The 25,312-nt window shown below is 32.7% G+C and carries 24 protein-coding genes; 14 read left to right on the top strand and 10 right to left on the bottom strand.

Translation table 11 applies throughout. The features are described from left to right. The first annotated feature begins 70 nt into the window (after window positions 1-70). From murB to P0R33_RS16230, 6 genes are all read left to right on the top strand, one after another. Window positions 71-1,084: a UDP-N-acetylmuramate dehydrogenase gene (gene murB / locus P0R33_RS16255; RefSeq protein WP_276172248.1), complete on the top strand. Its 1,014-nt coding sequence runs from the start codon at window positions 71-73 to the stop codon at window positions 1,082-1,084. A 73-nt stretch (window positions 1,085-1,157) separates the two neighbouring features. Next, the gene (locus P0R33_RS16250) at window positions 1,158-1,772 is read left to right on the top strand and encodes an FMN-binding negative transcriptional regulator (protein ID WP_276172247.1); all 615 of its coding nucleotides are present in this window, start codon (window positions 1,158-1,160) and stop codon (window positions 1,770-1,772) included. 86 nt (window positions 1,773-1,858) lie between these two features. Beyond that, window positions 1,859-2,965 carry a glycosyltransferase gene (locus P0R33_RS16245; protein WP_276172246.1) on the top strand — a complete coding sequence of 369 codons (1,107 nt, stop codon included), beginning with the start codon at window positions 1,859-1,861 and terminating at the stop codon, window positions 2,963-2,965. Next, window positions 2,956-3,507 (top strand): sigma-70 family RNA polymerase sigma factor, encoded by a 552-nt coding sequence (locus P0R33_RS16240; RefSeq protein ID WP_276172245.1) that lies wholly within the window; start codon window positions 2,956-2,958, stop codon window positions 3,505-3,507. Before P0R33_RS16245 ends, P0R33_RS16240 begins: the two co-directional genes overlap by 10 nt. Before the next feature lie 156 nt (window positions 3,508-3,663). Next, on the top strand, window positions 3,664-4,497 hold the full coding sequence (locus tag P0R33_RS16235) for an energy transducer TonB (RefSeq protein ID WP_276172244.1): 834 nt from the start codon (window positions 3,664-3,666) through the stop codon (window positions 4,495-4,497). Window positions 4,498-4,623: 126 nt separating this feature from the next. Continuing rightward, on the top strand, window positions 4,624-5,004 hold the full coding sequence (locus P0R33_RS16230; protein ID WP_184165795.1) for a PH domain-containing protein: 381 nt from the start codon (window positions 4,624-4,626) through the stop codon (window positions 5,002-5,004). A gap of 58 nt (window positions 5,005-5,062) precedes the next feature. Here P0R33_RS16230 and P0R33_RS16225 read toward each other — a convergent pair whose 3' ends face one another. Together P0R33_RS16225 and P0R33_RS16220 are read right to left on the bottom strand one after the other, a co-directional pair. After that, on the bottom strand, window positions 5,063-5,938 hold the full coding sequence (locus P0R33_RS16225) for a M48 family metalloprotease (protein ID WP_276172243.1): 876 nt from the start codon (window positions 5,936-5,938) through the stop codon (window positions 5,063-5,065). A gap of 203 nt (window positions 5,939-6,141) precedes the next feature. Beyond that, a complete protein-coding gene (locus P0R33_RS16220; RefSeq protein WP_276172242.1) occupies window positions 6,142-7,002 on the bottom strand; it encodes a M48 family metalloprotease in 861 nt (286 codons plus the stop codon). A gap of 301 nt (window positions 7,003-7,303) precedes the next feature. On the opposite strand from P0R33_RS16220, the gene lipA reads away from it, so the two are divergent. The 3 genes from lipA (at window position 7,304) to P0R33_RS16205 (ending at window position 11,468) form a co-directional block, all read left to right on the top strand. Continuing rightward, a complete protein-coding gene (lipA, locus tag P0R33_RS16215; protein ID WP_276172241.1) occupies window positions 7,304-8,170 on the top strand; it encodes a lipoyl synthase in 867 nt (288 codons plus the stop codon). A 101-nt stretch (window positions 8,171-8,271) separates the two neighbouring features. Then, the gene (gene gap, locus P0R33_RS16210; RefSeq protein ID WP_276172240.1) at window positions 8,272-9,270 is read left to right on the top strand and encodes a type I glyceraldehyde-3-phosphate dehydrogenase; all 999 of its coding nucleotides are present in this window, start codon (window positions 8,272-8,274) and stop codon (window positions 9,268-9,270) included. Between the two features lie 26 nt (window positions 9,271-9,296). Beyond that, complete coding sequence (locus P0R33_RS16205) at window positions 9,297-11,468, top strand: ATP-binding protein (protein ID WP_276172239.1); 2,172 nt, start codon at window positions 9,297-9,299, stop codon at window positions 11,466-11,468. Window positions 11,469-11,500: 32 nt separating this feature from the next. Here the strand turns inward: P0R33_RS16205 and lpxK are convergent, their stop codons facing one another. Then, window positions 11,501-12,523, bottom strand: a complete 1,023-nt coding sequence (gene lpxK / locus P0R33_RS16200) for a tetraacyldisaccharide 4'-kinase (protein ID WP_276172238.1) — start codon at window positions 12,521-12,523, stop codon at window positions 11,501-11,503. 115 nt (window positions 12,524-12,638) lie between these two features. Here lpxK and P0R33_RS16195 point away from each other — a divergent pair, with 115 nt between their 5' ends. The 5 genes from P0R33_RS16195 (at window position 12,639) to rluF (ending at window position 16,901) form a co-directional block, all read left to right on the top strand. Beyond that, window positions 12,639-13,733 carry a Nif3-like dinuclear metal center hexameric protein gene (locus tag P0R33_RS16195; RefSeq protein ID WP_276172237.1) on the top strand — a complete coding sequence of 365 codons (1,095 nt, stop codon included), beginning with the start codon at window positions 12,639-12,641 and terminating at the stop codon, window positions 13,731-13,733. Window positions 13,734-13,736: 3 nt separating this feature from the next. Continuing rightward, on the top strand, window positions 13,737-14,516 hold the full coding sequence (locus P0R33_RS16190) for a C4-type zinc ribbon domain-containing protein (RefSeq protein ID WP_276172236.1): 780 nt from the start codon (window positions 13,737-13,739) through the stop codon (window positions 14,514-14,516). A gap of 169 nt (window positions 14,517-14,685) precedes the next feature. Further along, the gene (locus P0R33_RS16185) at window positions 14,686-15,543 is read left to right on the top strand and encodes an alpha/beta hydrolase (RefSeq protein ID WP_276172235.1); all 858 of its coding nucleotides are present in this window, start codon (window positions 14,686-14,688) and stop codon (window positions 15,541-15,543) included. Between the two features lie 65 nt (window positions 15,544-15,608). Further along, window positions 15,609-15,956: an antibiotic biosynthesis monooxygenase gene (locus tag P0R33_RS16180; RefSeq protein ID WP_276172234.1), complete on the top strand. Its 348-nt coding sequence runs from the start codon at window positions 15,609-15,611 to the stop codon at window positions 15,954-15,956. Window positions 15,957-16,061: 105 nt separating this feature from the next. Next, window positions 16,062-16,901, top strand: a complete 840-nt coding sequence (rluF, locus tag P0R33_RS16175) for a 23S rRNA pseudouridine(2604) synthase RluF (protein WP_276172232.1) — start codon at window positions 16,062-16,064, stop codon at window positions 16,899-16,901. 37 nt (window positions 16,902-16,938) lie between these two features. Here rluF and P0R33_RS16170 read toward each other — a convergent pair whose 3' ends face one another. From P0R33_RS16170 to P0R33_RS16140, 7 genes are all read right to left on the bottom strand, one after another. Continuing rightward, window positions 16,939-18,330: a DUF4173 domain-containing protein gene (locus P0R33_RS16170; protein WP_276172230.1), complete on the bottom strand. Its 1,392-nt coding sequence runs from the start codon at window positions 18,328-18,330 to the stop codon at window positions 16,939-16,941. 58 nt (window positions 18,331-18,388) lie between these two features. Beyond that, on the bottom strand, window positions 18,389-18,679 hold the full coding sequence (locus P0R33_RS16165) for a transcriptional regulator (RefSeq protein ID WP_008464519.1): 291 nt from the start codon (window positions 18,677-18,679) through the stop codon (window positions 18,389-18,391). A gap of 4 nt (window positions 18,680-18,683) precedes the next feature. After that, on the bottom strand, window positions 18,684-19,298 hold the full coding sequence (locus tag P0R33_RS16160; RefSeq protein WP_276172227.1) for a hypothetical protein: 615 nt from the start codon (window positions 19,296-19,298) through the stop codon (window positions 18,684-18,686). 301 nt (window positions 19,299-19,599) lie between these two features. Beyond that, a complete protein-coding gene (locus P0R33_RS16155) occupies window positions 19,600-20,526 on the bottom strand; it encodes a magnesium transporter CorA family protein (protein WP_276172225.1) in 927 nt (308 codons plus the stop codon). A 383-nt stretch (window positions 20,527-20,909) separates the two neighbouring features. After that, the gene (locus P0R33_RS16150; protein WP_276172223.1) at window positions 20,910-21,797 is read right to left on the bottom strand and encodes a tetrahydrofolate dehydrogenase/cyclohydrolase catalytic domain-containing protein; all 888 of its coding nucleotides are present in this window, start codon (window positions 21,795-21,797) and stop codon (window positions 20,910-20,912) included. Window positions 21,798-21,927: 130 nt separating this feature from the next. Then, window positions 21,928-23,292: a signal recognition particle protein gene (ffh, locus tag P0R33_RS16145; RefSeq protein ID WP_276172221.1), complete on the bottom strand. Its 1,365-nt coding sequence runs from the start codon at window positions 23,290-23,292 to the stop codon at window positions 21,928-21,930. 336 nt (window positions 23,293-23,628) lie between these two features. After that, on the bottom strand, window positions 23,629-25,311 hold the full coding sequence (locus P0R33_RS16140) for an MBOAT family O-acyltransferase (protein ID WP_276172219.1): 1,683 nt from the start codon (window positions 25,309-25,311) through the stop codon (window positions 23,629-23,631). Window position 25,312: the final 1 nt, after the last annotated feature.

Below are 25,312 nucleotides of genomic sequence, written 5' to 3'. Positions count from 1 at the left end.
TTGCGGTAAAATACAGCCACAAATAAATTATAATTCATACTTTTGAACTATATTAAAAAGCCTTTTATTTATGGAAATCCAATCCAATTTTTCTTTAAAAAAATATAATACTTTCGGCATTGAAGCCAGTGCAAAACAATTTGTTGCCGTTCATTCTATTGCTGAATTGAAAACAGTTTTAGCAGAAAACAAAAACGAGAAAAAGTTTATTTTGGGCGGCGGAAGCAATATGCTTTTAACGAAAGATATCGACGCTTTGGTAATTCATATCGATTTAAAAGGCAAAAAAATAACAAAGGAAGACGACGATTTTGTTTGGGTAGAAAGTCAGGCGGGCGAAACTTGGCACGATTTCGTACTTTATACCATCGACAATAATTTTGGCGGATTAGAAAATATGTCTCTAATTCCTGGAAATGTCGGTACAACTCCAGTTCAGAATATTGGCGCTTACGGAACCGAAATTAAAGACACGTTTGTTTCTTGTGAAGCTATGAATATAGAAACTCAGGAAATGAAAACTTTCGACAATGCTGAATGTAATTTTGGCTACCGCGAAAGTATTTTCAAGCACGAAGCAAAAGACCAATATATTATAACTTCGGTTATTTTTAAATTGACCAAACGCAATCATAAAATCAATACCTCTTACGGAGATATTTTGGCTGAATTGGCAAAAAATAATATTTCCGAACCAACTTTAAAAGATGTCAGCAATGCTGTAATTGCCATTCGACAAAGCAAATTGCCAGATCCGAAAGAATTAGGAAACAGCGGAAGTTTCTTTAAAAATCCGATTTTATTGAAATCTGATTTCGAGAAAATTCATCAAAAATTCCCAGAAATGAAGTTTTATGAAGTTTCAGAAACCGAAGTAAAAGTTCCTGCAGGTTGGCTGATTGAACAAGCTGGTTTTAAAGGAAAACGTTTTGGCGATGCTGGAGTTCATAAAAATCAGGCTTTGGTTTTAGTAAATTACGGAAACGCAACGGGACAAGAAATTTTAGCAGTTTCCAAAGAAGTTCAGAAAACCGTTCTCGAAAAATTCGGAATTCAGATTGAAGCGGAAGTGAATGTGATTTAAAACACAAATTTCACTAATTAGCACAAATTTAATTCGGGGAAATTTGTGAAATTCGTGGCAAATATCAACAACAATGTATACACCAGATTTATACAAAAACGAAAATCAAGAAGAAATCAAAGCTTTTTTAAAAGAGAATAGTTTTGGAATCTTGATTAATCAGACAAACGGAAAATTGTGCGCAACTCATATTCCGATCGAGCTTGAAATTAATTCAGACGGAAAAGAAATTTTACAAGGACATATTTCAAAACTGAATCCGCAGGCAGAAGGTTTTGCAGCAAATGATCAGGTTTTGGCGGTTTTTACCGGTCCGCATAGTTACATTTCTTCTTCCTGGTACGATCACGAGAATGTTCCTACATGGAATTACATAGCCGTACATGTTTACGGAAAAATCAAAATTGTCGATTACGAAACTTCGGTTGAACAATTAAAAAAGCTAGTAGACAAATACGAAGCAAATTCTGAAAATCCTGTTCGAGTTGAAGATTTATCAGCAAAAACAATGCGCGAAGCCAGAGGAATATTTGGTTTTGAAATAGAAATTGACGAAATTCAAGCCACAAAAAAACTCTCTCAAAACCGAGACGATCACAATTATAAAAACATTATTACAGAATTAGAAAAGACCGAAAACCCTCAGTCTATAGCTGTTGCAAAAGAAATGTCAAAATGCCGAAAGTAAAATCGGTTTAGCTATTGAATTTAGGGAATTCATAAGTACATTTGCAGTCGCAGAACGTAAAAAATTAATAGAACCAAATAAATCAGATGCTTATATACATATTTTACTTTTTTATTGCTATTGTCGTAGTTCAATTATTTTATTATTTAGGTGTTTTTGGAAAATTTGCTTTTGCAAAACCTCAACATGTAAAACCTAAAAATCTTCCTGTTTCTGTAATTGTTTGCGCTAAAAACGAAGAAGAGAATGTAAAAAAATATATTCCGCTTTTAGCACAGCAAGATTATTCAGATTTTGAAATCGTCTTAATTGACGATGCATCTAGCGATGAAACTCTTGAAGTTTTTGAAGAATTTGAAAAAGAATTCTCCAACATTCGTTTGGTAAAAGTAGAAAATAACGAAGCTTTCTGGGGAAATAAAAAATACGCTTTGACTCTTGGAATTAAAGCGGCAAAAAAAGAGTATTTATTATTTACAGATGCTGATTGTTTTCCGTCTTCTAAAGATTGGATTACTTCTATGACTTCTCAATTTACAATGAATAAAACCATTGTTTTAGGTTATGGCGGTTACGAAAAAGTAGAACGTTCTTTCTTAAATAAAATCATTCGTTTTGAGACAGTTTTAACCGCTATCCAATATTTTTCTTGGGCAAAAATAGGTTCTCCATACATGGGTGTCGGACGTAATTTGGCTTATAAAAAAGAAGAGTTTTTTAATGTAAACGGATTTATTGACCACATTCAAATTCGTTCTGGCGATGACGATTTATTCATCAATCAGGCGGCAAATAAAACGAATACTACAATTTCTTATACTCCAGAAAGTTTTACGTATTCGAAACCAAAAAAAACATATAAAGAATGGTTTACGCAGAAAAGAAGACATATTTCTACGGCAGAACATTATAAGTTTTTTGACAAAATGCAGTTAGGATTATTTTTCCTTTCACAATTATTTTTCTTTTTATTAGTTATAGTTTTACTGGCTTTTCAATTTCAATGGATTGCCGTGTTAGCAATTTTAGCAACTCGATACACCGTTGTCTGGACAGTAATTGGATGTTCTGCGGGAAAACTGAAAGAAAACGACCTTAAAATTTGGTTTCCAGTTGTCGAGATAGCGCTTATATTAACACAAATTAATATCTTTATAACTAATATCTTTTCAAAACCAGTATATTGGAAATAAATTCTAAAATAGAAAAAGCAAAAAAAGGCGATCAAATCGCCTTTACTTTTTTATTAGATCATTACTGGAATGAAGTGTACTCTTTTATGCTCAAGCGAACCGAAAATGAAACGATCGCAGAGGATATTACTATAGAAACTTTCTCAAAAGCTTTTGACAAAATAGGTTCTTACAATGCTGAATTTCAATTCAACACCTGGCTTATTGCAATAGCAAAAAACGTCTATATTGATTTATTACGAAAAAAGAAAACCAGTCTTTTTATAGAAATCACAGACAATGAAGACCAGCAGGCTTACAACATTGCCGATCCTACTCCATCAGCAGAAGATGCATTAATTAAAGAACAGAATCTTTCGCGTCTGCTCTTGTGCATCAAAGAACTCAAACCTCATTATCAAGAAGTAATTCAGCTTCGTTACTTTCAAGAAATGTCTTATCAGGAAATTGCCGTTAAGATAAATGAACCTTTAAGCAGTGTAAAAGTTAAACTTTTACGTGCTAAAAAATTATTAGCAGAAATTATTGAACGTAATAGATAATTTATTATCTTTAGGTAAAGAATAAACTATTCGTATTTTTATTCTTAAAAAAATATATTTCTACAATACTAAAACTACAACTTTTACGTTGTTAGCTCAAACCCAAACCCTTTCTGCGTATGATTTAAAGTTACTTAACCTTAAAACCCAAAAATTATGTCTAAATTAAGTATTTATGAAAGCAAGTGGACTGACCTTGTTTTCGAGAATAAGAACAAAGAGTACGGCGCGTATCAATTACGCCAAGAGAGTTCCAAAAATTCTGTTACAGCTCTGTTTATGGGTTTATTGTTAATAACGGTAATAGGAAGTGCATCGGTACTCATTAACAAACTTAGACCTCCAGTTTCTGATCCTACTACAGAAACACCACCTATTTACGAGGATCCTATGACAGTGGTCAACGTTGACCCGAATATTGCACCGCCACCGCCAGCTCCACCAGCTCCAATAATGGAACAAAGTGTAGCGAGCACGACAGAAGCAATTCAGCTGACTAATCCTGTGGTTGCAACCACCGAAAACTCAGTTGAAAATATTGCACCTAACACTGAAAACGCTCCAGCTGTTGTAAATACTACTGGAAATGGAACTGCTGTAAACGCAATGCCAACAACAGGAGGTGGAGGAAATGGAGATGTAGCATCAGCTGCCCCATCTACTAATGAGCCAGTTTCTTCTGCAATTTTGGACAAAGTTCCTGAGTTTCCAGGCGGAATTGCACAATTCTACAAATATGTAGGAAATAATTTCCGCAGACCTGATCTTGATATGGAAAAAACATTAAAAGTATATGTTTTCTTCATCGTTGAAAAAGATGGCTCACTTACTGATATTACAGTAAAAAACGATCCAGGTTATGGAATGGGTAAAGAAGCAATTAGAGTTTTAAAATCATTAAAAACAAAATGGAGTCCAGGAATCCTAGACGGAAAACCTGTGAGAACAGCATATAGCCTTCCAATTACAGTAAAAACAGAATTGGAATAAATTAAATATTTTTAAACGCTCAAAAAGCAGGACTTCGGTTCTGCTTTTTTGTTTACTTTTATTTTAAAATCAATTACTTTTACTCCTTCAAAACGAAATTCATTTTAACTAATTAAGAACAAAATAATGGGAATATTTTCAGCAATACTTGGCAATGCAGGTTCTGTAAGTCAAGAAGATTTAATTAAAAAGTACGGACAGCTTTTAACTACAAATGAAGAAATCGAAATGGGTTTTAAACTTATTCGAGATACTTTTATATTTACCAACAAAAGATTAATCTTGGTTGATGTACAAGGATTAACGGGAAGCAAAACAGAGTATAAATCTATTGCTTACAAAAACATTACAAGATTTAGCGTAGAAACTGCAGGAACTTTCGATCTTGATGCTGAGTTAAAAATTTGGATTTCTAGCGAACAACAGCCAAGTATTGTAAAACAATTCAACAAATCGGTTAACGTTTACGAAGTACAAAAAATTCTAGCTTTTCACGTATTAGGATAAAAAACAAAACCCGACAAATTTTTAATTTGTCGGGTTTTATATTTCTAAAAACAACTTATTATTTCTTTTTTGTCGTTGTTGTTTTCTTTGTAGTCGTTGTTTTTTTAGTTGTAGTAGCTGCTGGAACAGTATTTACAATTTTTTGCTGCACATAAGGTTTATACACACCATCTTTTTCTGCTCTCTTTTTAGCATCGTCTGCTCTTTTTTGAGAATCAGGATGCGAGCTCATCATTTGATCAATAAATGAAGCTTGAGATCCTTGGCTCATTTTTGCTAAAATTCTAAAAGCAGATTCCTCAGCATTTACATCGTAACCGTTTTTCTTCATAAAATTGTAAGCAAACAAATCTGCTTCAGATTCTTGTTTACGGCTGTATTTGCTGTCAATAATAGCACTTCCAATTTTACCAAGCTGACTATCTGTAACTGTTGCCACCGTTGCCGATTGAGAAGCAACTCCATCCATTAAAGCTTCTTTTTGGTAAGCTGCACGAATAGCGTCTCTGGAATCGTTATTGGCAACGTGACCAATTTCGTGTCCGATTACAGCAATTAGTTCATTGTCATCCATAATGTCCATCAAACCGGAATAGACACGAACACTTCCGTCTGCAGTTGCAAAAGCATTTACTTCTTTCAATTTATAGACTTTATAATTTAAAGTAAATCCGTCACCAGAAGCATGTTTTCCAAAAACTCGATTTAATCTTAAAGTATAACCATCTGTTGGACCTGCAATTTCATGTTCTGCGTCTAATTTATCGACAGCTTCTTTAGATAATTTAGCAGCATCTGCATTACTAAAAGTAAAACCAGTAACTCCTTTTTGAACAGCGCCAATGGCTTTCTCTCCAAAATTAATCTGTGCATTCATTTTTGTTATACCGAATGCAGCGAATAAAACACTAGCTATTATAAATTTCTTTTTCATATTTTTATAATTACAATTTAACAACAAATCTAGCACAACAAAATGCTATTTCATTTCATAATGAATTTGTTTTTTCAACAATTAAAGATATGAATTTTCAACAAACTATATACTAACAACTTACAACTATTATTCCAATATTAGTTCATAAAAAAACCGATAAACTTTAATGTTTACCGGTTTCTATTTTTATCAGTAACTAATTACTTCTTTTTTGCTGTTGTTTTAGTTGGAGTTTTAGTTACAGTTTTTACTGGTGCAGTATTTACAATTTTCTGTTGCACATAAGCCTTGTATAAACCATCTTTTACAGCTCTTTTTTTAGCATCATCGGCTCTTTTGCCCGAATCAGGATGCGAACTCATCATTTTAGTAATAAAAGAAGAATCTGCTCCTTCGCTTAATTTTTGCAGAATTCTAAAAGCCGATTCAACTGCGTTAACATCATAACCATTCTTTTTCATAAAATTATACGAAAATAAATCTGCCTCAGATTCCTGTTTTCTGCTATGTTTGCTATCAATCATTGCACTTCCTAAAACTCCTAATTGCGATTTTGAAATAGTTTCAAATTTTCCTGATTGAGAAGAAGCTGCATCTAACAGAGCTTCTTTTTTATAAGCTGCCTTAATTGCATCTCTAGTATCGTGATTTACAACATGCCCGATTTCATGACCAATTACAGCAAGCAATTCATTATCATCCATAACATCCATTAAACCTGCAAAAACACGAACACTCCCATCTGCACAAGCAAAAGCATTTATATCTTTCACCAAATAAACCTTATAATTCAAAGTCACTCCCTCGCTAGAAGTATGCTTGCCAAATAAGCGATTTAATCGGATAGCGTAGCCATCTGTAGTCATGGCAACAGGATTATTTGCATCCATTTCATCAATAGATTGTTTTGCTAATGCTGCTGCATCTGCATCGCTAAAAGTAAATCCCGAAACCCCTTTCCCTAAAGCTCCCATCGCCTTATCTGAAAGTATTTGGGCATTCATCTTAGTAAAGCTTAAAACTGCAAATAAAATCCCTAAAGCGAAAATTCTGTTTTTCATGTTTCAAAAAATGTTAAATTAAAAACAAAATTAATATCACATGATTTTCTCTTCATCCTTCATAAGTCAAATTTGTAACAGATTAAGACTGGAATTTGAAATTTAAAAAAACACAAATCATACATTAAAAATCTAAATATTCTTTAATAAAAAAACAACAATTCCTGTTTTTAAAATCAACTATTAACATTTAAGCTTAAAAAAAACCAATAATCTCTACAAGCAATAAAAGCAAACGAAAAGTAAATAAACATCTCTAAATAAACTACATTCCGTATCTTTGTGCTTTGATTATTGATATATGGAAACAGTCACTGAAAATATACCTACTGGAAAACCAAAGTGGTTAAAAGTAAAATTACCAATCGGACAAAAATATACTGAACTTAGAGGTTTAGTTGATAAATATAGTTTAAATACCATTTGTACTTCAGGAAGCTGCCCAAATATGGGAGAATGCTGGGGTGAAGGAACAGCTACTTTCATGATTTTAGGAAATGTTTGTACTCGTTCTTGCGGGTTCTGCGGTGTAAAAACAGGCAGACCTGAAACGGTAGATTGGGACGAACCTGAAAAAGTGGCGCGTTCTATCAAAATAATGAACATCAAACATGCTGTAATTACAAGTGTAGACAGAGATGATTTGAAAGATGGAGGTTCTATTATTTGGATGGAAACCGTTAGAGCTATTCGCAGAATGAATCCTCAAACTACTCTTGAAACTCTTATTCCTGATTTTCAAGGAATGGAAAGAAATCTAGATCGTATTATTGAAGCTAATCCAGAAGTGGTTTCTCATAACATGGAAACAGTCCGTCGCTTAACTCGTGAAGTTCGTATTCAAGCAAAATATGACAGAAGTTTAGAAGTGTTGCGTTATTTAAAAGAAAAAGGCATCAACAGAACTAAATCTGGAATTATGCTTGGTCTTGGAGAAACTGAAGAAGAAGTTTTTCAGACCATGACCGATTTAAGAAATGCAAACGTAGATGTTGTTACTATTGGACAATACTTACAGCCAAGTAAAAAACATCTTCCTGTAAAAGAATTTATTACGCCTGAACAATTTGCTCGATACGAACAATTTGGTCTTGAATTAGGTTTCAGACATGTTGAAAGCGGACCTCTTGTTCGTTCTTCATACAAAGCACAAAAACACATTTTATAAATTTAAGTTCAATCGTTTAATTGATTAATCGTTTAATCCCTGATGCATTTGACGATTAATCAATTAAACGGTTTCAACGGTTAAACGAACAAACCAAATAATTGAAAACAAGAATTGCCATTAATGGATTTGGAAGAATTGGAAGAAATCTATTCCGTCTACTTCTGAATCATCCTGAAATCGAAGTTGTTGCTATTAACGACATCGCAGACAATAAAACCATGTCGCATTTAATTAAATATGACAGCATTCACGGTGTTTTGCCATTTGAAGTCAGTCATGACGAAAATAGCATTATTGTAGACGGAAGGCATTTTTTCTTTTTTCACGAAAAGAGTATTTCCAACTTAGACTGGAAATCGCATTCGATTGATATTGTGATTGAATCAACAGGAAAATACAAAACTCACGAAGAATTAAACGCACATCTTGAAGCTGGAGCAAAAAAAGTTATACTTTCGGCACCTTCAGAAGTCGACACCATAAAAACCGTCGTTCTTGGAGTTAATGAAAATATTTTGGACGGAAATGAAGATATAGTTTCTAATGCAAGCTGCACGACAAACAATGCTGCTCCGATGATAAAAATAATCGAGGAATTGTGCGGAATCGAGCAAGCTTACATTACAACCATCCATTCTTACACAACAGACCAAAGTCTTCACGACCAGCCCCATAAGGACTTAAGACGTGCAAGAGGTGCCAGTCAGTCAATTGTTCCAACAACTACAGGTGCGGCTAAGGCTTTAACAAAAATTTTTCCTAAATTGCACAACAAAATGGGCGGATGCGGTATTCGTGTTCCAGTTCCAGATGGTTCATTAACAGATATTACCTTCAATGTAAAACGAGCGGTTACTATTGAGGAAATAAATAAAGCATTTAAAGAAGCCTCCAAAACAAATTTAAAAGGAATATTAGATTACACAGAAGATCCTATTGTTTCGGTTGATGTAATTGGCAACAGACATTCTTGTTTATTTGATGCTCAGCTAACTTCGGTTATCGATAAAATGGTAAAAGTTGTGGGTTGGTACGATAACGAAATTGGCTATTCATCCAGATTGATTGATTTAATTTTACTAATAAGAAAAAAATAAGGTTCATTGTAAAAGCATTGCCATACATGAAATACTATCTTTTTATTGTTGTTTGTTTATTTAACTCGTTTTTGTATTCTCAAACCAAAAAGAATACGGATAGTGTTACCTATTATAACAAGTTAGCCAACTACAATCTCAATAATAAAAAGTTTAGTCAGGCCGTTTTTTACACTCAAAAATCAATCAATTTCTGTGAGATAAATGGCAAAAAAGAAAATTTAGCTGTACAGACTTTAAAACTTGGCAAAATCTACTACAACCAAAGAAAGTTTGAAGACGCTTTAAAGAATTTTCATAAAACAGTTTCTCTATTTGACACTTTAAAACCTAGCTGTACAAAAGTTTTAGCGCTTCATTATATTGGTTTAAGCAATACCGCGAAAGGCGATTATAAAACAGCTGCTATTTATTACGAAAAGGCGCAACAGTTATTAAAAGACTTAAATATTGAAGATCACGCCGATGTTTTGAATTATCAGATTGCAATGGCTTTAAAAACCAACAACAATCTCCCTTTAGCGGCAAAAACATTTCAAAAAATTGTAAAAAAACCAGACAATAGTGCTCTAATAAAAACCAAAGCAGATTCTTATTATCAATTAGGTTTAATAGAAACGCAGCTCAAAAGAAATGATTCTGCTATTATTTATTTGGATAATGCTCTAGAATACAATGCAAAAAACAATGACTTTGTAAAAAAATCTAAAATTGTTTTAGCAATAAGCCAGTATTATAAGCAAAGCAAAAATTATGATTTGGCGTACTCTTATCTAGACGAACATTATCAGCTGGAAAATTATCTTTTAAAATTAAAAAATGCTAAAGTTGATTTGAATGAATTCGAAAAATTCAAGAAAAACCAATCTTTAAACAATTCTATAAAAAAAGAAAGTGAAGAGAAATTTCAATTAAAAACTTATCGTTATTCTAAACTGGTAAGTATTTTGGCTATTGCCTTAATTTCTATTTTATCGCTTCTGAGTTTAGCTTTATACAAAAATAATATCATTAGAAATCAGAATAATTTACTGCTTCGCGAAAAAAATAAAGAATTAATTTTAGCTAAAAACAAAGCCGAAAAAGCATCAAAAGCCCGATCTGAGTTTTTGTCTACGGTAAGTCACGAATTGCGTACGCCGTTAAATGCGATTAACGGAATTACACATATTTTATTAGAAGATAATCCGAAGAAAAAGCAGTTAAAATATTTAGAATCTTTAAAGTTTTCAGGAAATTATCTGACAACTTTTATCAACGAAATTCTTGAAGTTAATAAAATCGATTCGACTAAAGTTGAAGTAGAAAATATCAGCTTTAATTTGAAAGAATTGCTTTTTAATATTCAAAGTTCCTTAAAAGAGTTAGCTACTGCCAATAGAAATTATTTCAATTTAGAAATAGACAATTCGATTCCAGATAATTTAATGGGAGATCCGACCAAATTATCTCAAATTATATTAAACCTAATTAACAACGCTTTAAAGTTTACGCAAAACGGACACGTAAATGTTATTGCAAAATTGTATTCGCAGGAAGAGGAAAATGCTACAGTTTATTTTGAAATTGTAGATACCGGAATCGGAATTCCTGAAGATAAACTTCAAACTGTTTTTGAAAGTTTCTCACAAGGATCTATAGAAGTGAATAGAAAATACGGCGGAACAGGTTTAGGACTTACCATTGTAAAAAAACTAATTGAACTATTAGGAGGCGAAATAAAATTAAAAAGTGAAGTTGGTAAAGGATCTACTTTTACCTTCAAGTTAAATTTCAAAATTAATAACGAACCTTTGGAAGTAATTGAGGAAGTAAAACCATACAATGACAAACAATTGATGGACAAGTCTATTTTATTGATTGAAGACAACAAAATCAATCAAATGATAACTCGAAAAATGCTCGAAAACAAAAACATTACCTGCGAAATTGTAGATAATGGAGAAGATGCTGTTGAGCTTTTAAAAATCAAGCGTTTTGATATGATTTTAATGGACGTTCACCTTCCTGGAATTAACGGAACTACGGCTACGAAATTGATTCGTGAATTTGACAAAACAACTCCTGTTATTGCATTAACCGCAATTTCGCTTGACGAAAATAGAGATATGCTTCTTTCTTTTGGAATGAATGATGTTATAACCAAACCTTTCGTGCCAGACGAATTCTACTGCACGATTGCTAAGTTTTTTGATTAATTTTTTTTTTAAAGTTCTGAGATTCTGAGTTACTAAGATTCTAAGTTTTTCTTGACATACTCTAAAATTGTAGTGTCAAAAACTTGAGAATCATTTATAAAAGTGCTTTTTATCGGTAAGTAATACAACTGAGAAACCAATTTTGAATCTTTTAAGCGAACATAATCTTTTTCGGTTGTAATTATTTTTTTTCCATTTGCTTTATTCAAAATAGCATCTAAATCTGAATCAGAAAAATGATGATGATCTGGAAAAGTTAAACATTCGTCATTTTCATTTTTTAAATAATCAAAAAATGGTTTTGGTTTTGCAATTCCAGCCAAAAGAAGTTTCGATTCTGATTTGATTTCGGCAACTTCAATATTTTCATCTTTTCCATAAATTACATTATCGTAATCTATAAAACTAAAAAATACCTGTTGAGAATAATTCAGCTTTAGCTTCAATTTAATTTCGGCTTGCTTATCTTCAGATACATTTTTAGGACATTTAGTAACTACAACAATATTAGCTCGTTCTGCTCCACTCCTGCTTTCGCGCAGGTTTCCCGTCGGAAGCATAAAATCATCTGCATATAAATCGTCGTAAGAAGTCAATAAAATATAGAATCCAGCTTTTACTTTTCTATGTTGATAAGCATCGTCCAGCAGAATAACTTCTGGCGTAATTTGTTGCGAAAGTAATTTTTTAATTCCGTTTGTTCGATTGGCATCTACCGCAACCATTACAAATGGAAATTTTTGATAAAACTGAAAAGGTTCATCGCCTAAAATTTCGGCATTAGAATTTTTGTCAGCCAAAACAAAACCTTCAGATTTTCTTTTATATCCACGACTCAAAGTGGCAATTTGAAATTTATCCGACAATAAACGAATTAAATATTCTATTTGAGGGGTTTTTCCAGTTCCGCCAACGCTCAAGTTTCCAACTGCAATTACAGGAACATCAAATGAAGTTGATTTTAAAATTCCTTTATCAAAAAGAATATTACGAATTGAAGTAATGAATCCGTATAAAATAGCGAAGGGAAAAAGTATTTTTCGAAGTAAGTTCATTTTACGAAAGTAAAATTTTTTTCGTTAATTTGTTTAAGCTTTCAAGCTTCTAATTGTTTTCGTTGAACAAAAATCTGAAACTTGAAACAAATAAAACTTGAAACAAAACTCAAAAATGAAAATCAAAAATATAATATCAGTTCTTGAAGAAATGGCTCCTTTGGCTTACGCCGAAGATTTTGACAATGTAGGACTTTTAGTTGGAGATTCTGAAACCGAAAGCACTGGTGTTTTAGTCTGCCATGATGCTTTAGAAAATGTAATTGATGAAGCAATTGCTAAAAATTGTAATCTCGTAGTTTGTTTTCATCCTATATTATTTTCTGGAATTAAAAAAATCACGGGCAAAAATTACGTAGAACGAGCAATTTTAAAAGCAATTAAAAACGACATTGCGATTTTTGCAGTTCATACAGCACTTGACAATCATTCGCAAGGCGTAAATAAAATTTTCTGCGATACGTTAGGTTTAGTTAATACTAAAATATTAGTTCCTAAAAATAATTTCATTCAAAAACTAGTCACTTTTACTGTTCCAGACAATGCAGACAAAGTTAGAAATGCATTATTTGAAGCTGGTGCAGGAAAGATCGGTAATTACGACAATTGCAGTTTCAACACACAAGGTTTTTTTACTTTTCAAGGAAATGAAGACAGTAATCCTGTAATTGGAGAAAAAGGAAAATTGCATACTGGAGAGGAAATTAAAATTGAAGTTGTTTTTGAAAAACACCTGCAATCGCGAATTTTAAAAGCGCTTTTTGCAAATCATATTTACGAAGAAGTCGCTTATGAAATTTACAATCTCGAAAATTCCCATCAGAATATTGGTTTAGGAATGATTGGAGAATTAGAAAACGAAATGGATGAAAAAGACTTTCTTCTTTCTGTAAAACAAAAAATGATTGCTGACGGAATTCGTCATTCTGCTTTTTTAGGAAAAAAAATAAAAAAAGTAGCTGTACTTGGAGGCTCAGGAAGTTTTGCTATAAAAAATGCAATTCACGCTGGAGCCGATGCTTTTTTGACTGCCGATTTGAAGTATCATCAGTTTTATGAAGCTGAAAACAAGCTAGTTTTGGCAGATATTGGTCATTTTGAGAGCGAACGTTATACAAAAAATTATATTGTTGATTATCTTCGAAAAAAAATTCTTAATTTTGCAATCATTTTATCGGAAGAAAATACAAATCCAGTTAAGTACTTATAGAATATGACGAATACGAAAGAATTAAGTGTTGAGGACAAGTTAAGAGCAATATATGATTTACAGCTTATTGACTCTAGAATTGACGAAATCAGAAACGTTAGAGGAGAACTTCCTTTAGAGGTTGAAGATTTAGAAGATGAAGTTGCAGGTTTGAGCACTCGTTCAGAGAAACTGAAAGGTGAACTTGAAGTGATTGAGGAGCAAATCAAAGCAAAGAAAATTGCTATTGAGGAGCATAAAGAGGTTATCAAAAAGTACACAAAACAACAAGAATCAGTACGTAACAACAGAGAATTTAATTCTTTGACAAAAGAAGTTGAATTTCAAGAATTAGAAATTCAATTGGCTGAAAAGCAAATCAAAGAAATGAAAGCTTCAATCGAGCACAAAAAAGAAGTTATTTCTAACTTGAAAGAAAAACTTGATGCTAAAAGCTCTCATTTAAAACATAAAAAATCTGAATTAGATGCTATTATGGCTGAAACTCAGAAAGAAGAAACTTTCTTAACAGAGAAATCTGCTGAGTTTGCTGCACAAATCGAAGACAGATTATTAGCTGCTTACAACAGAATCAGAAGCAGTGTTCGTAACGGATTAGCTGTAGTTTCTATCGAAAGAGGAGCTTCTGCTGGATCTTTCTTTACAATTCCGCCTCAAACTCAGGTTGAAATTGCTTCAAGAAAGAAAATCATTACTGATGAGCACTCTGGAAGAATTTTAGTTGATACTGCTCTTGCAGATGAAGAAAAAGAAAAAATGGAACAATTGTTCTCAAAATTCTAAATAACAAGTCCCGATTTAATCGGGACTTTTTTTTTGCTTTTATTTTCGCCACGAATTGCACAAATTTTCACTAATTATTTTTTGCCTATAATAATGTGAATAAAAAATTCGTGAAAATTTGTGCAATTCGTGGCAGACCTTTTTTTACCTTTAGAAAAAAAATTAAGTTTTGAAAATTAAAAAAGGAATTCGTTTCATCACCTTAAAATCAGTTGGATCATACATAAACTTTTTAAGTTACGTTCGTCCGCAAAGAGCCATGGAACTTTCTTATGCTCTTTTTAGCCAGCCACGAGTTGGCCGATTAAAGAAAGAAGAACTTCCAAAGATTCTAAGAAATACAGAAACGGAAACATTTCATCATAACGAACATCATTTCCAAACTTATATCTGGAAAGGAAACGAAACCAAAATTCTTCTTGTTCACGGCTGGGAAAGCAATGCAGCACGCTGGAAAAAAACCTTACCACATCTTCAAAAATCAGGAAGTACTATTATTGCTATCGATGCTCCAGCTCATGGACAAAGCAGCGGGAAAGAATTTAATGTTCCGCTTTATGCAGAGTTCATCAATAAAGCTGTAGAGAAATATCAACCAGAAATTATTATCGGACATTCTATTGGTGGTGCCGCCTGCGTTTATCATCAATACTTATTTCCAAATACGAGCATTAATAAAATGGTTATCTTGGGAGCGCCGTCTGATTTAAAAACTTTGATTGACAACTATATCGCAATGTTGAGTTTGAATAGGAAAATGCTTCCGCTTTTAGAAACTAAATTTATAAATCGTTTCAACTTTAAATTAGAAGATTTTTCAGGACAAAAATTTGCATCTCAATTTACGATTCCTGGTTTTATTGCTCACGATACGGCAGATAATATTGTGGCTTTCGCCGAAGGAAAAAAAATAGCCAGCAACTGGAAAAATAGCCAATTTATTGAAACAAGCGGTTTAGGTCACGGAATGCACGATGACGACTTGTATAATAAAGTAATTGAGTTTCTTTTTGAAGGCACAAAGTAACTTTTTAAGATACTAAGATTCTGAGTTGCTAAGGTTCTAAGCTTTTACTAAAATCTAAAATTAAAATGATAGCCGTAATTTTTGAAGTCATTCCGAACGAAGGAAAAAAAGAAGAATATCTTGATATCGCTGCAAACCTGAAACCCGAATTAAGCCATATTGATGGTTTTATTTCGATAGAAAGATTTCAAAGTTTAGCTGATCCTGGAAAAATCCTGTCTTTATCTTTTTGGAGAGATGAAGAAAGTATTCAGCAATGGCGAAATCTAGAAATGCATCGCGCTGCGCAGTCAAAAGGCAGAAATGAAGTTTTTAAAGATTATCATTTAAGAATTGCAACGGTTGTTCGCGATTATGGAATGTTTGAAAGAAATGAAACTCCTGAAGATAGTTCGATTTTTCATGATTCTTAGAAAAGCCTCTGAGATTCTAAGTTGCTAAGGTTCTAAGTTTTATTCACAAAAATCTAAAATCTGAATTCTGAAATCTAAAATCATTTTTTTGCCTACTTTTGCAGTATGGAAGAAAATTTAAAACGTCTTAATAAATTTATAGGAGAAACTGGTTATTGTTCTCGTCGTGAAGCCGATAAACTTATCGAAGAAGGGCGCGTAACTATAAACGGTGCTGTACCAGAAATGGGGACCAAAGTTTCGCCGAATGATGAAGTGCGAATAGACGGAAAATTAATCGTTGAGAAAAACGAAAAACCAATTTATCTGGCATTTAATAAACCAGTTGGAATTGAGTGTACAACCAATCTAGAAGTTCAAAATAACATTGTAGACTACATCAATTATCCAAAACGTATTTTCCCAATTGGTAGATTGGATAAAGCCAGTGAAGGATTAATTTTCATGACAAATGATGGCGATATTGTAAATAAGATTTTACGCGCTAGAAACAATCACGAAAAAGAATATACGGTTACTGTAGACAGACCAATTACAGATCGTTTTATTCAGAGAATGGGAAATGGTGTTCCGATTTTGGATACTGTTACTAAAAAATGTAAAGTTGAGCAAATCAGCAAATACACTTTTAAGATCATATTGACACAAGGTTTAAACCGTCAGATTCGAAGAATGGCGGAATATTTAGGTTACGAAGTTACGGCGCTTAAACGTATCCGAATTATTAATATTTCTTTGGATGTTCCAGTTGGAAGATACCGAGATTTAACTGATGTCGAAATAAAAGAATTGAATCAGTTAATTGAACCTTCGAGTAAAACGGAAGAAGCGAGTCTTCCCAAAGTTGAAAGTCCTAACAGAAATTCAAACGTAAATCCGAGTAGAAGAACTCCTTATATTTCTAAAAACGATCCTCGATTTAGAAAAAGAGGCGATAATAAATAAAACAAATCCCATTCGTTTTAGTGAATGGGATTTTTCTTTATTTGTCTTTTTTACTTAAAAATTCATAGTAAAGTGCTTTGCCTAAAAACTTTTCGTTTTGATAATACGAGATTAATTGTTCTCTTATACGTTCTGATTCTTTTCCATCTAAATTATTTTTTAGAAAATATTCTCTTCGAGCTTCATCATTAAAATTTAATCCGCTTAAAAAAGTTGGCTCCACTCCTTTGTTTACCGAAATATTGTAATTAGTGATCAAATTTCCCCAATTGACATAACTGCACAAAAGAATTGTTCCGTAGAAATACCAAATCATTTGATTAAACAAATATGCATTGGTTTTTTGTTTGCTTATTTTTTGAAATGAAACGATCAACCCGATGATTGCCAAAATTAGAAAAGCGTAAACTCCAAGCCTTTTATATGTTAAACCAAAGAAAGAAACATATTCTGAATTCTTAATAATGGCGCTTATAATTAAAACAACATTCAATCCAAGCCAGATTTTAGCCAAATTCTTTAAAGTTTTTGCTTTCTCGTCAAAATTAAATCCGCCCTTGAAATAAAAGAGTATTACTCCAACTGCCATCAGAATTGAAAAAATTACTGCGTTTACACGTTCATGCGTATCTGAGCTTAAATTGGCTTTTTCTACAACTTCAAAAAACTGTTCGTAGTTGTATGTTCCGATAAAAACCAAAAGCATAATGTTTAGCAGAAACAACGTAATTTCTCCACTTTTTCTTTCGAAATCCAAATCTAAAAACGTAAAAGTGTTTTGATTTTTTACTTCAGAAACATTTGTAAAATTATTATTCAAATTAGAATTGTATTGATAACAAACGTCTGGAACCCAGTAATTCCAAAAGCTAAATGAAATATAAAACCCAAGTATGGTGATTAAGATTAATTGAAAAATATCGATATCTAAAGTATAATCAGTAAATAATGAAGAGAAATGGTCGCTTCCGAAAGAATAAACGATAAAAAACAATCCTAAAAATATTATCGGAATTACTACAAAAGCAACCAATTTCTTGGCAAAATCATTATGAATTTTTCTTTCTGGAAGCCATTGGCTAAAAATAAAAACTCTTCCTAGAGATGTAATTCCGTTTAAAATTATTAACGGAAAAACCTGTATGGTTTTGAGTTCTCCATCTTGTGTTTTGAATTGTAAAAGTAAAATTGACAAAGCCAAAGAAAAAAAGGAAGCTGCATCTCCGTACCAAGCAAAAGCAAAACAAGATAATATAGAAGTCATTACGAGAACTAAATGTGATCGGTCTACAAATTTCTCTTGAAAGAAATAACTAATTAATAGTGTTAACGTTACTCCAAATATAGAAATATTGATTCCAGGAGCCTGATTGTAAAAAAGCAGTGCAAAAACTGCTGTACATGCTAAGATAATTTGGTGTTTTTTCATTGTTTTTAACTTTAAAGTACTTTGTGTTTCAAAGTGTTTAGATAAAAAAATTTAGTTCTTACGATTTCATTAATTTTTCAAGATAAGAAAGGTGCTCTTTGAACGCCGCGCGGCCAAGCGGTGTTACCTGATAAGATGTTTTTGGCTTTTTGCCAACAAATTCTTTCTTAATCTCGATATACTCCGATTTCTCAAGAGCAGAGGAATGACTCGCTAAATTACCGTCGGTGATATTTAAAAGTGTTTTCATCTCGGTAAAATCTACCCAGTCGTTAACCATCAGAACGGACATAATACCCAATCTGACACGGCTTTCAAAATCTTTATTTAGTTTGTCAATAATTCCCATTGGGTTATTTGTATTTTTTGAACATCACTAATCCGTATACGATATGCAGAATTCCAAATCCTAAGATCCAAAATAATAATCCATATCCAATATAAAAAAGTGAAATACATCCTAAAATTAGTTCAGAAAAGCCTAAATATTTTATATCAGAAAAAGTATATTTTTCAGCATTTATAACTGCTAATCCGTAAAATATTAAAGTTGCTGGAGCAACTAAACCAAAATATCCATGATACATTAAAGCTAAACAAAATATTCCTCCAACTACAAGTGGCACAGCCAAATTGAACAACATTTTCTTCGTAGCAGAAGTCCAAATTGGGAGATTGTATTTTCGGCTTTTTCTAACCGTAAAAAAAGTTCCAAATACAAATGCACAAATTAGAATTATAACACCAATCCAAATTAATTCTGAAACAAGATTTGTTGAGTAAAGCTTATGCTCATCGCTCAAATAATCCATTCCATTTGCTTTGAATAATTGATAAACATAGATTCCACCAATTAAAGCTGAAAGTCCAGCGAAGACTCCCGAAAGTCCGCTTAATGATATAAATCTTGAAGAACGCTCCATCATGGAACGAATATGTGCTAAATCTTCTTGGTGCTTTTGATTCATAATTAAAGTACTTTGCAATACAAAGTTATTATTTATTTTGAATTGGCAAATAAAAAAATCACTTTTTTATTTAAATAAGACCTAACAGGTTTTAAAAACCTATTAGGTCTCTCTGTAAAGTTGCGTGAGGGATAGGAGCAATCCGCCGCGGCGGAGCGGATAGCCCGACCATTTTTACGAAAAGGCGCACATACGCACAACAATTGGTGCGCCTTTTCGTAAAAATGGTCACGCCCAAAGTATATAAAAAATAAAAAGCCTATTCTTAACGAACAGGCTTTTATAATTGTAAAATTTTAAATTAGAACCATCTTCTTCTTTTGAATAGAAAAACTCCAAACGAAGAGAGAATAATGGAAACTAAAAGCAGAATCCAGATTCCGTATTTGCTTTCTTCTAGTCCGTTCGGCACGTTCATTCCGTACAAACTTGCGATTAAGGTTGGAATCATTAAGATGATTGAAATGGAAGTCATCTGTTTCATGATTGTATTCATATTGTTTGAAATTACAGAAGCGTAGGCATCCATCATTCCGGTTAAGATGTTGTTGTAAATATTGGCTGTGTCTTGCGCCTGATTTAATTCGATTTCGACATCTTCTAATAGTTCTGGATCGTAATTGGCTTTGTGCGCTTTTAGATTTTTAATTCTTTGAAATAAAACGTCATTTGCTTTTAATGAAGTAATGAAGAATACGAAGCATTTTTCGATTTGAAGCAAGGCTTGTAATTCTTCATTTTTGATAGATTTCTCTAAGTTATCTTCGGCAAGTTTTATTTTGTGATTGATTTGTTTCAGGTATTTTAAATACCAAACGCTTGAAGACAAAAGCAATCGTAGAACTAAATTGAAATTATCTTCGATTTCGATGTTTTTACGTTGTGAATAAGACACAAAATCTTTGATTATTTCTGTTTTATAAAAACTAATTGTAACACAGATATCATCTTTAAAAATGATTCCGAGAGGAACGGTATGAAAAGGAATTTTGATATCGCCACTTTTAACTGGAATACGCATAATGATAAGTGTCCAGCCATCTTCTATTTCGATACGAGGTCTTTCGTCGATATCTTCGATATCATTATAAAAGGCTTCGGGAAGTTGAAGTTCTTCTAGTAAGTAATTTTTATCTGATTCTGTTGGAGATTCGATATGAATCCAGCAATTTGAAGTCCATTTTTGGATTTCTACCAATCCGTTGTTGTTTGTGTAAAAGGCTTTCATTTCAAAATACAGGTTTTTAACGCAGCATTTTGAAATTTCAAAAGCTGCTTAATTTAATACTAACGAATAATAATAATCGTCCATTTGGAGAAGTGTTTTTTAAGTGGTGCAAAAGTATCCTTTATTTTTAAGAACCGAAAGTTTAAACTATTAATAATATATTAAAATGGTTTTTAAACACATAGAAACATAGATATTCTATGTGTAGAAAAGGCGTTTCACTTATTGAAACAAACATAGCTAGAAGCAAAATTACCATGTGGAAGAAATTTGTTTCTCTTTTTGTATTCTTTTTTAAGAATTAAATTCTATGCTTCTATGCGTTAAAAAATAAAAAAGCCTGCTCAATCGAACAGGCTTTATAAATATATTTTGATGCAATTTTATTTATTTCTTGCGCTTCTCATTTTTCTTGCTAAAAGTGTATTTTTTAATAACATTGCAATTGTCATTGGCCCTACTCCACCTGGAACTGGCGTAATGAATGCTGCTTTTTTGCTTACGCCGTCAAAATCAACATCACCTTTGATTACGTATCCTTTTGCGTTTGAAGCATCTTCTACACGCGTAATTCCAACATCGATAACGGTTACTCCTTCTTTTACCATATCGGCTTTTAAGAATTCTGGAACTCCTAAAGCTGTAATAATGATATCTGCATTTTTAGTGAATTCTGCTAAATCTTTAGTTCTACTATGAGTTAATGTAACAGTCGAATCTCCTGGATTTCCTTTACGGCTCATTAAGATACTCATTGGACGCCCTACGATATGACTTCTTCCAATTACAACTGTATGTTTTCCTGCAGTTTCTACTTTATAACGCTCTAACAATTCCATAATTCCGAATGGTGTTGCTGGAATAAAACTTTCCATCTCCAAAGCCATTCTTCCAAAGTTTGTTGGGTGAAATCCGTCAACATCTTTGTCTGGATCGATTGCTAATAAGATTTTTTGTTCATCGATATGTTTTGGCAAAGGCAACTGTACAATATATCCATCAAGATTATCATCTTCGTTTAATTCTTTTATTTTAGCAAGCAGTTCGTCTTCGGTAATCGTTTCCGGCAGACTTACTAAAGTTGAATCAAATCCGATTTCCTGACATGATTTTACTTTACTTCCTACGTAAGTTAAACTTGCTCCATTGTTACCTACTAAAACCGCTGCTAAATGAGGTACTTTTCCTCCTGCTGCTTTTATAGATTGAACTTCGACTGCAATTTCGTTTTTAATGTCGTTAGATGTTTTTTTACCGTCTAGTAGTTGCATTTGTTTTTCGTTGTTTTTTGTTTCAGGTTTAAAGTTTCAAGTTAAAACGAAACTCATCTTAGTTATATTAAAAAAGTTTCAAGTTTTGGCTTCTTAACTTGAAACCTTAAACTTGAAACTTTTAATTTTATTATTTTGGCATTCCTCCTGGCATACCACCCGGCATCCCTTTCATGCCTCCCATCATTTTCATTAGATTTTTTCCGCCTGGGCCTTGCATCATCTTCATCATCTTGCTCATTTGGTCAAACTGTTTCATCAGCTGATTTACTTGCTCGACTTTAGTTCCCGAACCTTTTGCAATTCTGGCTTTTCTTTTTACGTCGATTAAAGCTGGTTTGCTTCTTTCGGCTGGAGTCATCGAATAAATGATTGCTTCGATATGTTTGAAAGCGTCGTCTTCGATTTCAACATCTTTCATGGCTTTTGAAGCTCCTGGTATCATTCCAACCAAGTCTTTCATATTACCCATTTTCTTTACTTGCTGAATTTGCGTCAAGAAATCGTCAAAACCAAATTCGTTTTTAGCAATTTTCTTTTGAAGTTTTCTTGCTTCTTCTTCATCAAATTGTTCTTGAGCTCTTTCAACAAGAGACACAACGTCTCCCATCCCTAAGATACGCTCAGCCATACGTTCTGGATAGAAAACGTCAATTGCTTCCATTTTTTCTCCAGTACCAACAAATTTGATTGGTTTGTTTACAATCGATTTGATTGAAAGTGCCGCTCCACCACGAGTATCACCATCTAATTTCGTTAAGATAACTCCATCAAAGTTTAAGATATCGTTGAATGCTTTTGCAGTATTTACAGCGTCTTGTCCTGTCATAGAGTCGACAACGAACAATGTTTCTTGTGGTTGAATTGCTTTGTGTACACGAGCAATTTCGTCCATCATTTCCTGATCTACTGCCAAACGTCCTGCTGTATCGACGATAACAACATTGAATCCATTTGCTTTGGCGTGTTTGATTGCGTTTTGAGCAATTTCTACAGGATTTTTATTTTCTGGTTCTGAGTAAACCTCAACGCCTATTTGATCTCCCACAACATGCAACTGATTGATCGCCGCAGGACGGTAGATATCACACGCTACAAGAAGTGGTTTTTTATTTTTCTTTGTTTTTAAGAAATTAGCTAATTTTCCTGAGAAAGTCGTTTTACCAGAACCTTGAAGCCCCGACATCAAAATAACAGTTGGATTTCCTGATAAGTTTACACCAGCAACATCCCCACCCATTAATTCTGTCAACTCATCTTTTACCAGTTTAACTAATAATTGTCCTGGCTGTAAGGTTGTCAATACGTCCTGACCAATTGCTTTGTCTTTTACTCTAGCGGTAAAATCTTTAGCAATTTTAAAGTTAACGTCGGCATCAAGTAAGGCACGACGAACTTCTTTTAAGGTATCGGCAACGTTTACTTCTGTAATTTTACCGTGTCCTTTTAATATATGGAACGCTTTATCTAACTTATCACTTAAATTATCAAACATACTATTTTCTTTATTTGAAGTGCAAAGATAATCTAATTAGATATTTCAGGCAATTTTTATTTGAATGGTTTTAACCGCAAAGTACGCGAAGTTTTACGCAATGCAAGCTATTTAATTTTGCTCGCAAAGTCGCGAGTCGCAAAGTTTTTTTTTCACGCAGATTTAAAAAGATTTAAGCAGATTTACACAGATTATTATTTAAATAAAACCTGCTATAATCTGCAAAATCTGTGTGAAAAAATCATTTTTAATCCTTTTAATCTGTGGCAAAACAAAAAAGGCGCAGGAAGAAAAACCTCTGCGCCTTTGAAACTTTGTTCCTTTGAACCTCAAGAATTAAAACTGGAAATAAATAAATGGCTGCGAACCAGCTACCGCTGTTGCATAAACTATCCAGTAAACAAATCCTAAAATTATTGCTTTTACTAAAATAGGAGTTTTATCAAAAATAGATTTCATACCGCTTGTGAATGATTCTGGTAAAAAATGCCAAACATAACCGAATAACATTAATCCGAATACATTTTTGTAACCTAGAATAATTGTTTTCCAAAGTTCTGGTTCGAATGTTAATTGTCCGATATTATTAATTACCTGCAAAGCTGTTTCGAAATCTCTTGCGCGGAAAAAGATCCAACAAAAAACTACAAAATGAAATGTAATTACGATCGAGAAAAATCTCCACAAGAAATTCGGACTTTTATCTTTTTTAGAAGGAAAGAATTCCATAAAGATTTTGTGAACAGCCAAAGCTAATCCGTGAAGCGCTCCCCAAACGATAAACTGTGCTCCTGCTCCGTGCCACAAACCTCCCAAAAGCATTGTAGTAAACAAATTGAAGTTGGTTACTAAGGTTTGTTTTATTTTGCTTGAAAGTAAGAATGACAAACAGAAAACCAAAATACTGCTTCCGGCAATAATAAGCGGAATTATACTTTCATTAAAATTGGAAATTCCCCAAAGCAATAATCCGAAGAAGAATAAACTTGGGAATAAATATCCTGCGAAAGATCCGCTACGGTTTCCTCCAATAGAAATGTATAAAAAGTCTTTCAACCAAGTTGAAAGTGAAATGTGCCATCTTCTCCAGAAATCGGTAATCGAAGTAGATTTATATGGCGTTCTAAAGTTTTCTGGCAATTTAAATCCAAGTAATAGTGCAATACCGATTGCCATATCTGAATATCCAGAGAAATCGCAATAAATCTGAATTGCATATCCGTAAGATGCCATTAAATTTTCGAATGAAGTATAACTCAAAGGCGTATCAAAAACACGGTCTACAAAGTTTACCGAAATGTAATTTGAGATTACTGTTTTCTTTATTAAACCTCCAATAATTAAGAATAAAGCATTGTTTACATCTTGTCTAGTAAGGTTTAATTTTTGATAAATCTGTGGTAGAAAATCTTTTGCACGCACAATTGGTCCAGCAACTAATTGCGGGAAAAACGACACGAAAAATAAATATTCGATATAATTTTTAGTTGGTTTGATTTCTTCTCTATAAATCTCAATAATATAACTCATTGATTGAAAAGTATAGAACGAAATTCCAACGGGAAGAAAAACATTATGAAGTGCAAAATTACCATGAAACATATCATTGTAAGTCACAATCAGAAAGTTCATGTATTTGAAATAACCCAAAAGTGCTAAATTCAAAATAACACTGATTACCAAATATAATTTCTTGACATTATCACGGCTTTCTCTATAAATAATCTGGCTCAAACCATAATCTACAACTGACGAAAGCAGTAATAACAGAAAATAAATTCCGCTTGATTTATAGTAAAAGAATAGCGAAAAGAGAATAACATATGTTAATCTCAAATAAAATGTTTTGCGTAAAAAACCATACACAAAATAGAAAACCAAAAATAGGCCTAAGAATAAACCGGTATTGAATAAAAGTTTTTCGTCTTCATTGTAAACGAACCAACTTTTAACTTGTTCTATTGTAATTGCACCAAAGTTTTGAATGAACCAATTATTAATGCTATCTATTGTTGTCAAC

It is taken from the genome of Flavobacterium sp. YJ01, assembly GCF_029320955.1.
Classification (GTDB): domain Bacteria; phylum Bacteroidota; class Bacteroidia; order Flavobacteriales; family Flavobacteriaceae; genus Flavobacterium.
This window is presented reverse-complemented; position numbering and strand designations above follow the sequence as displayed.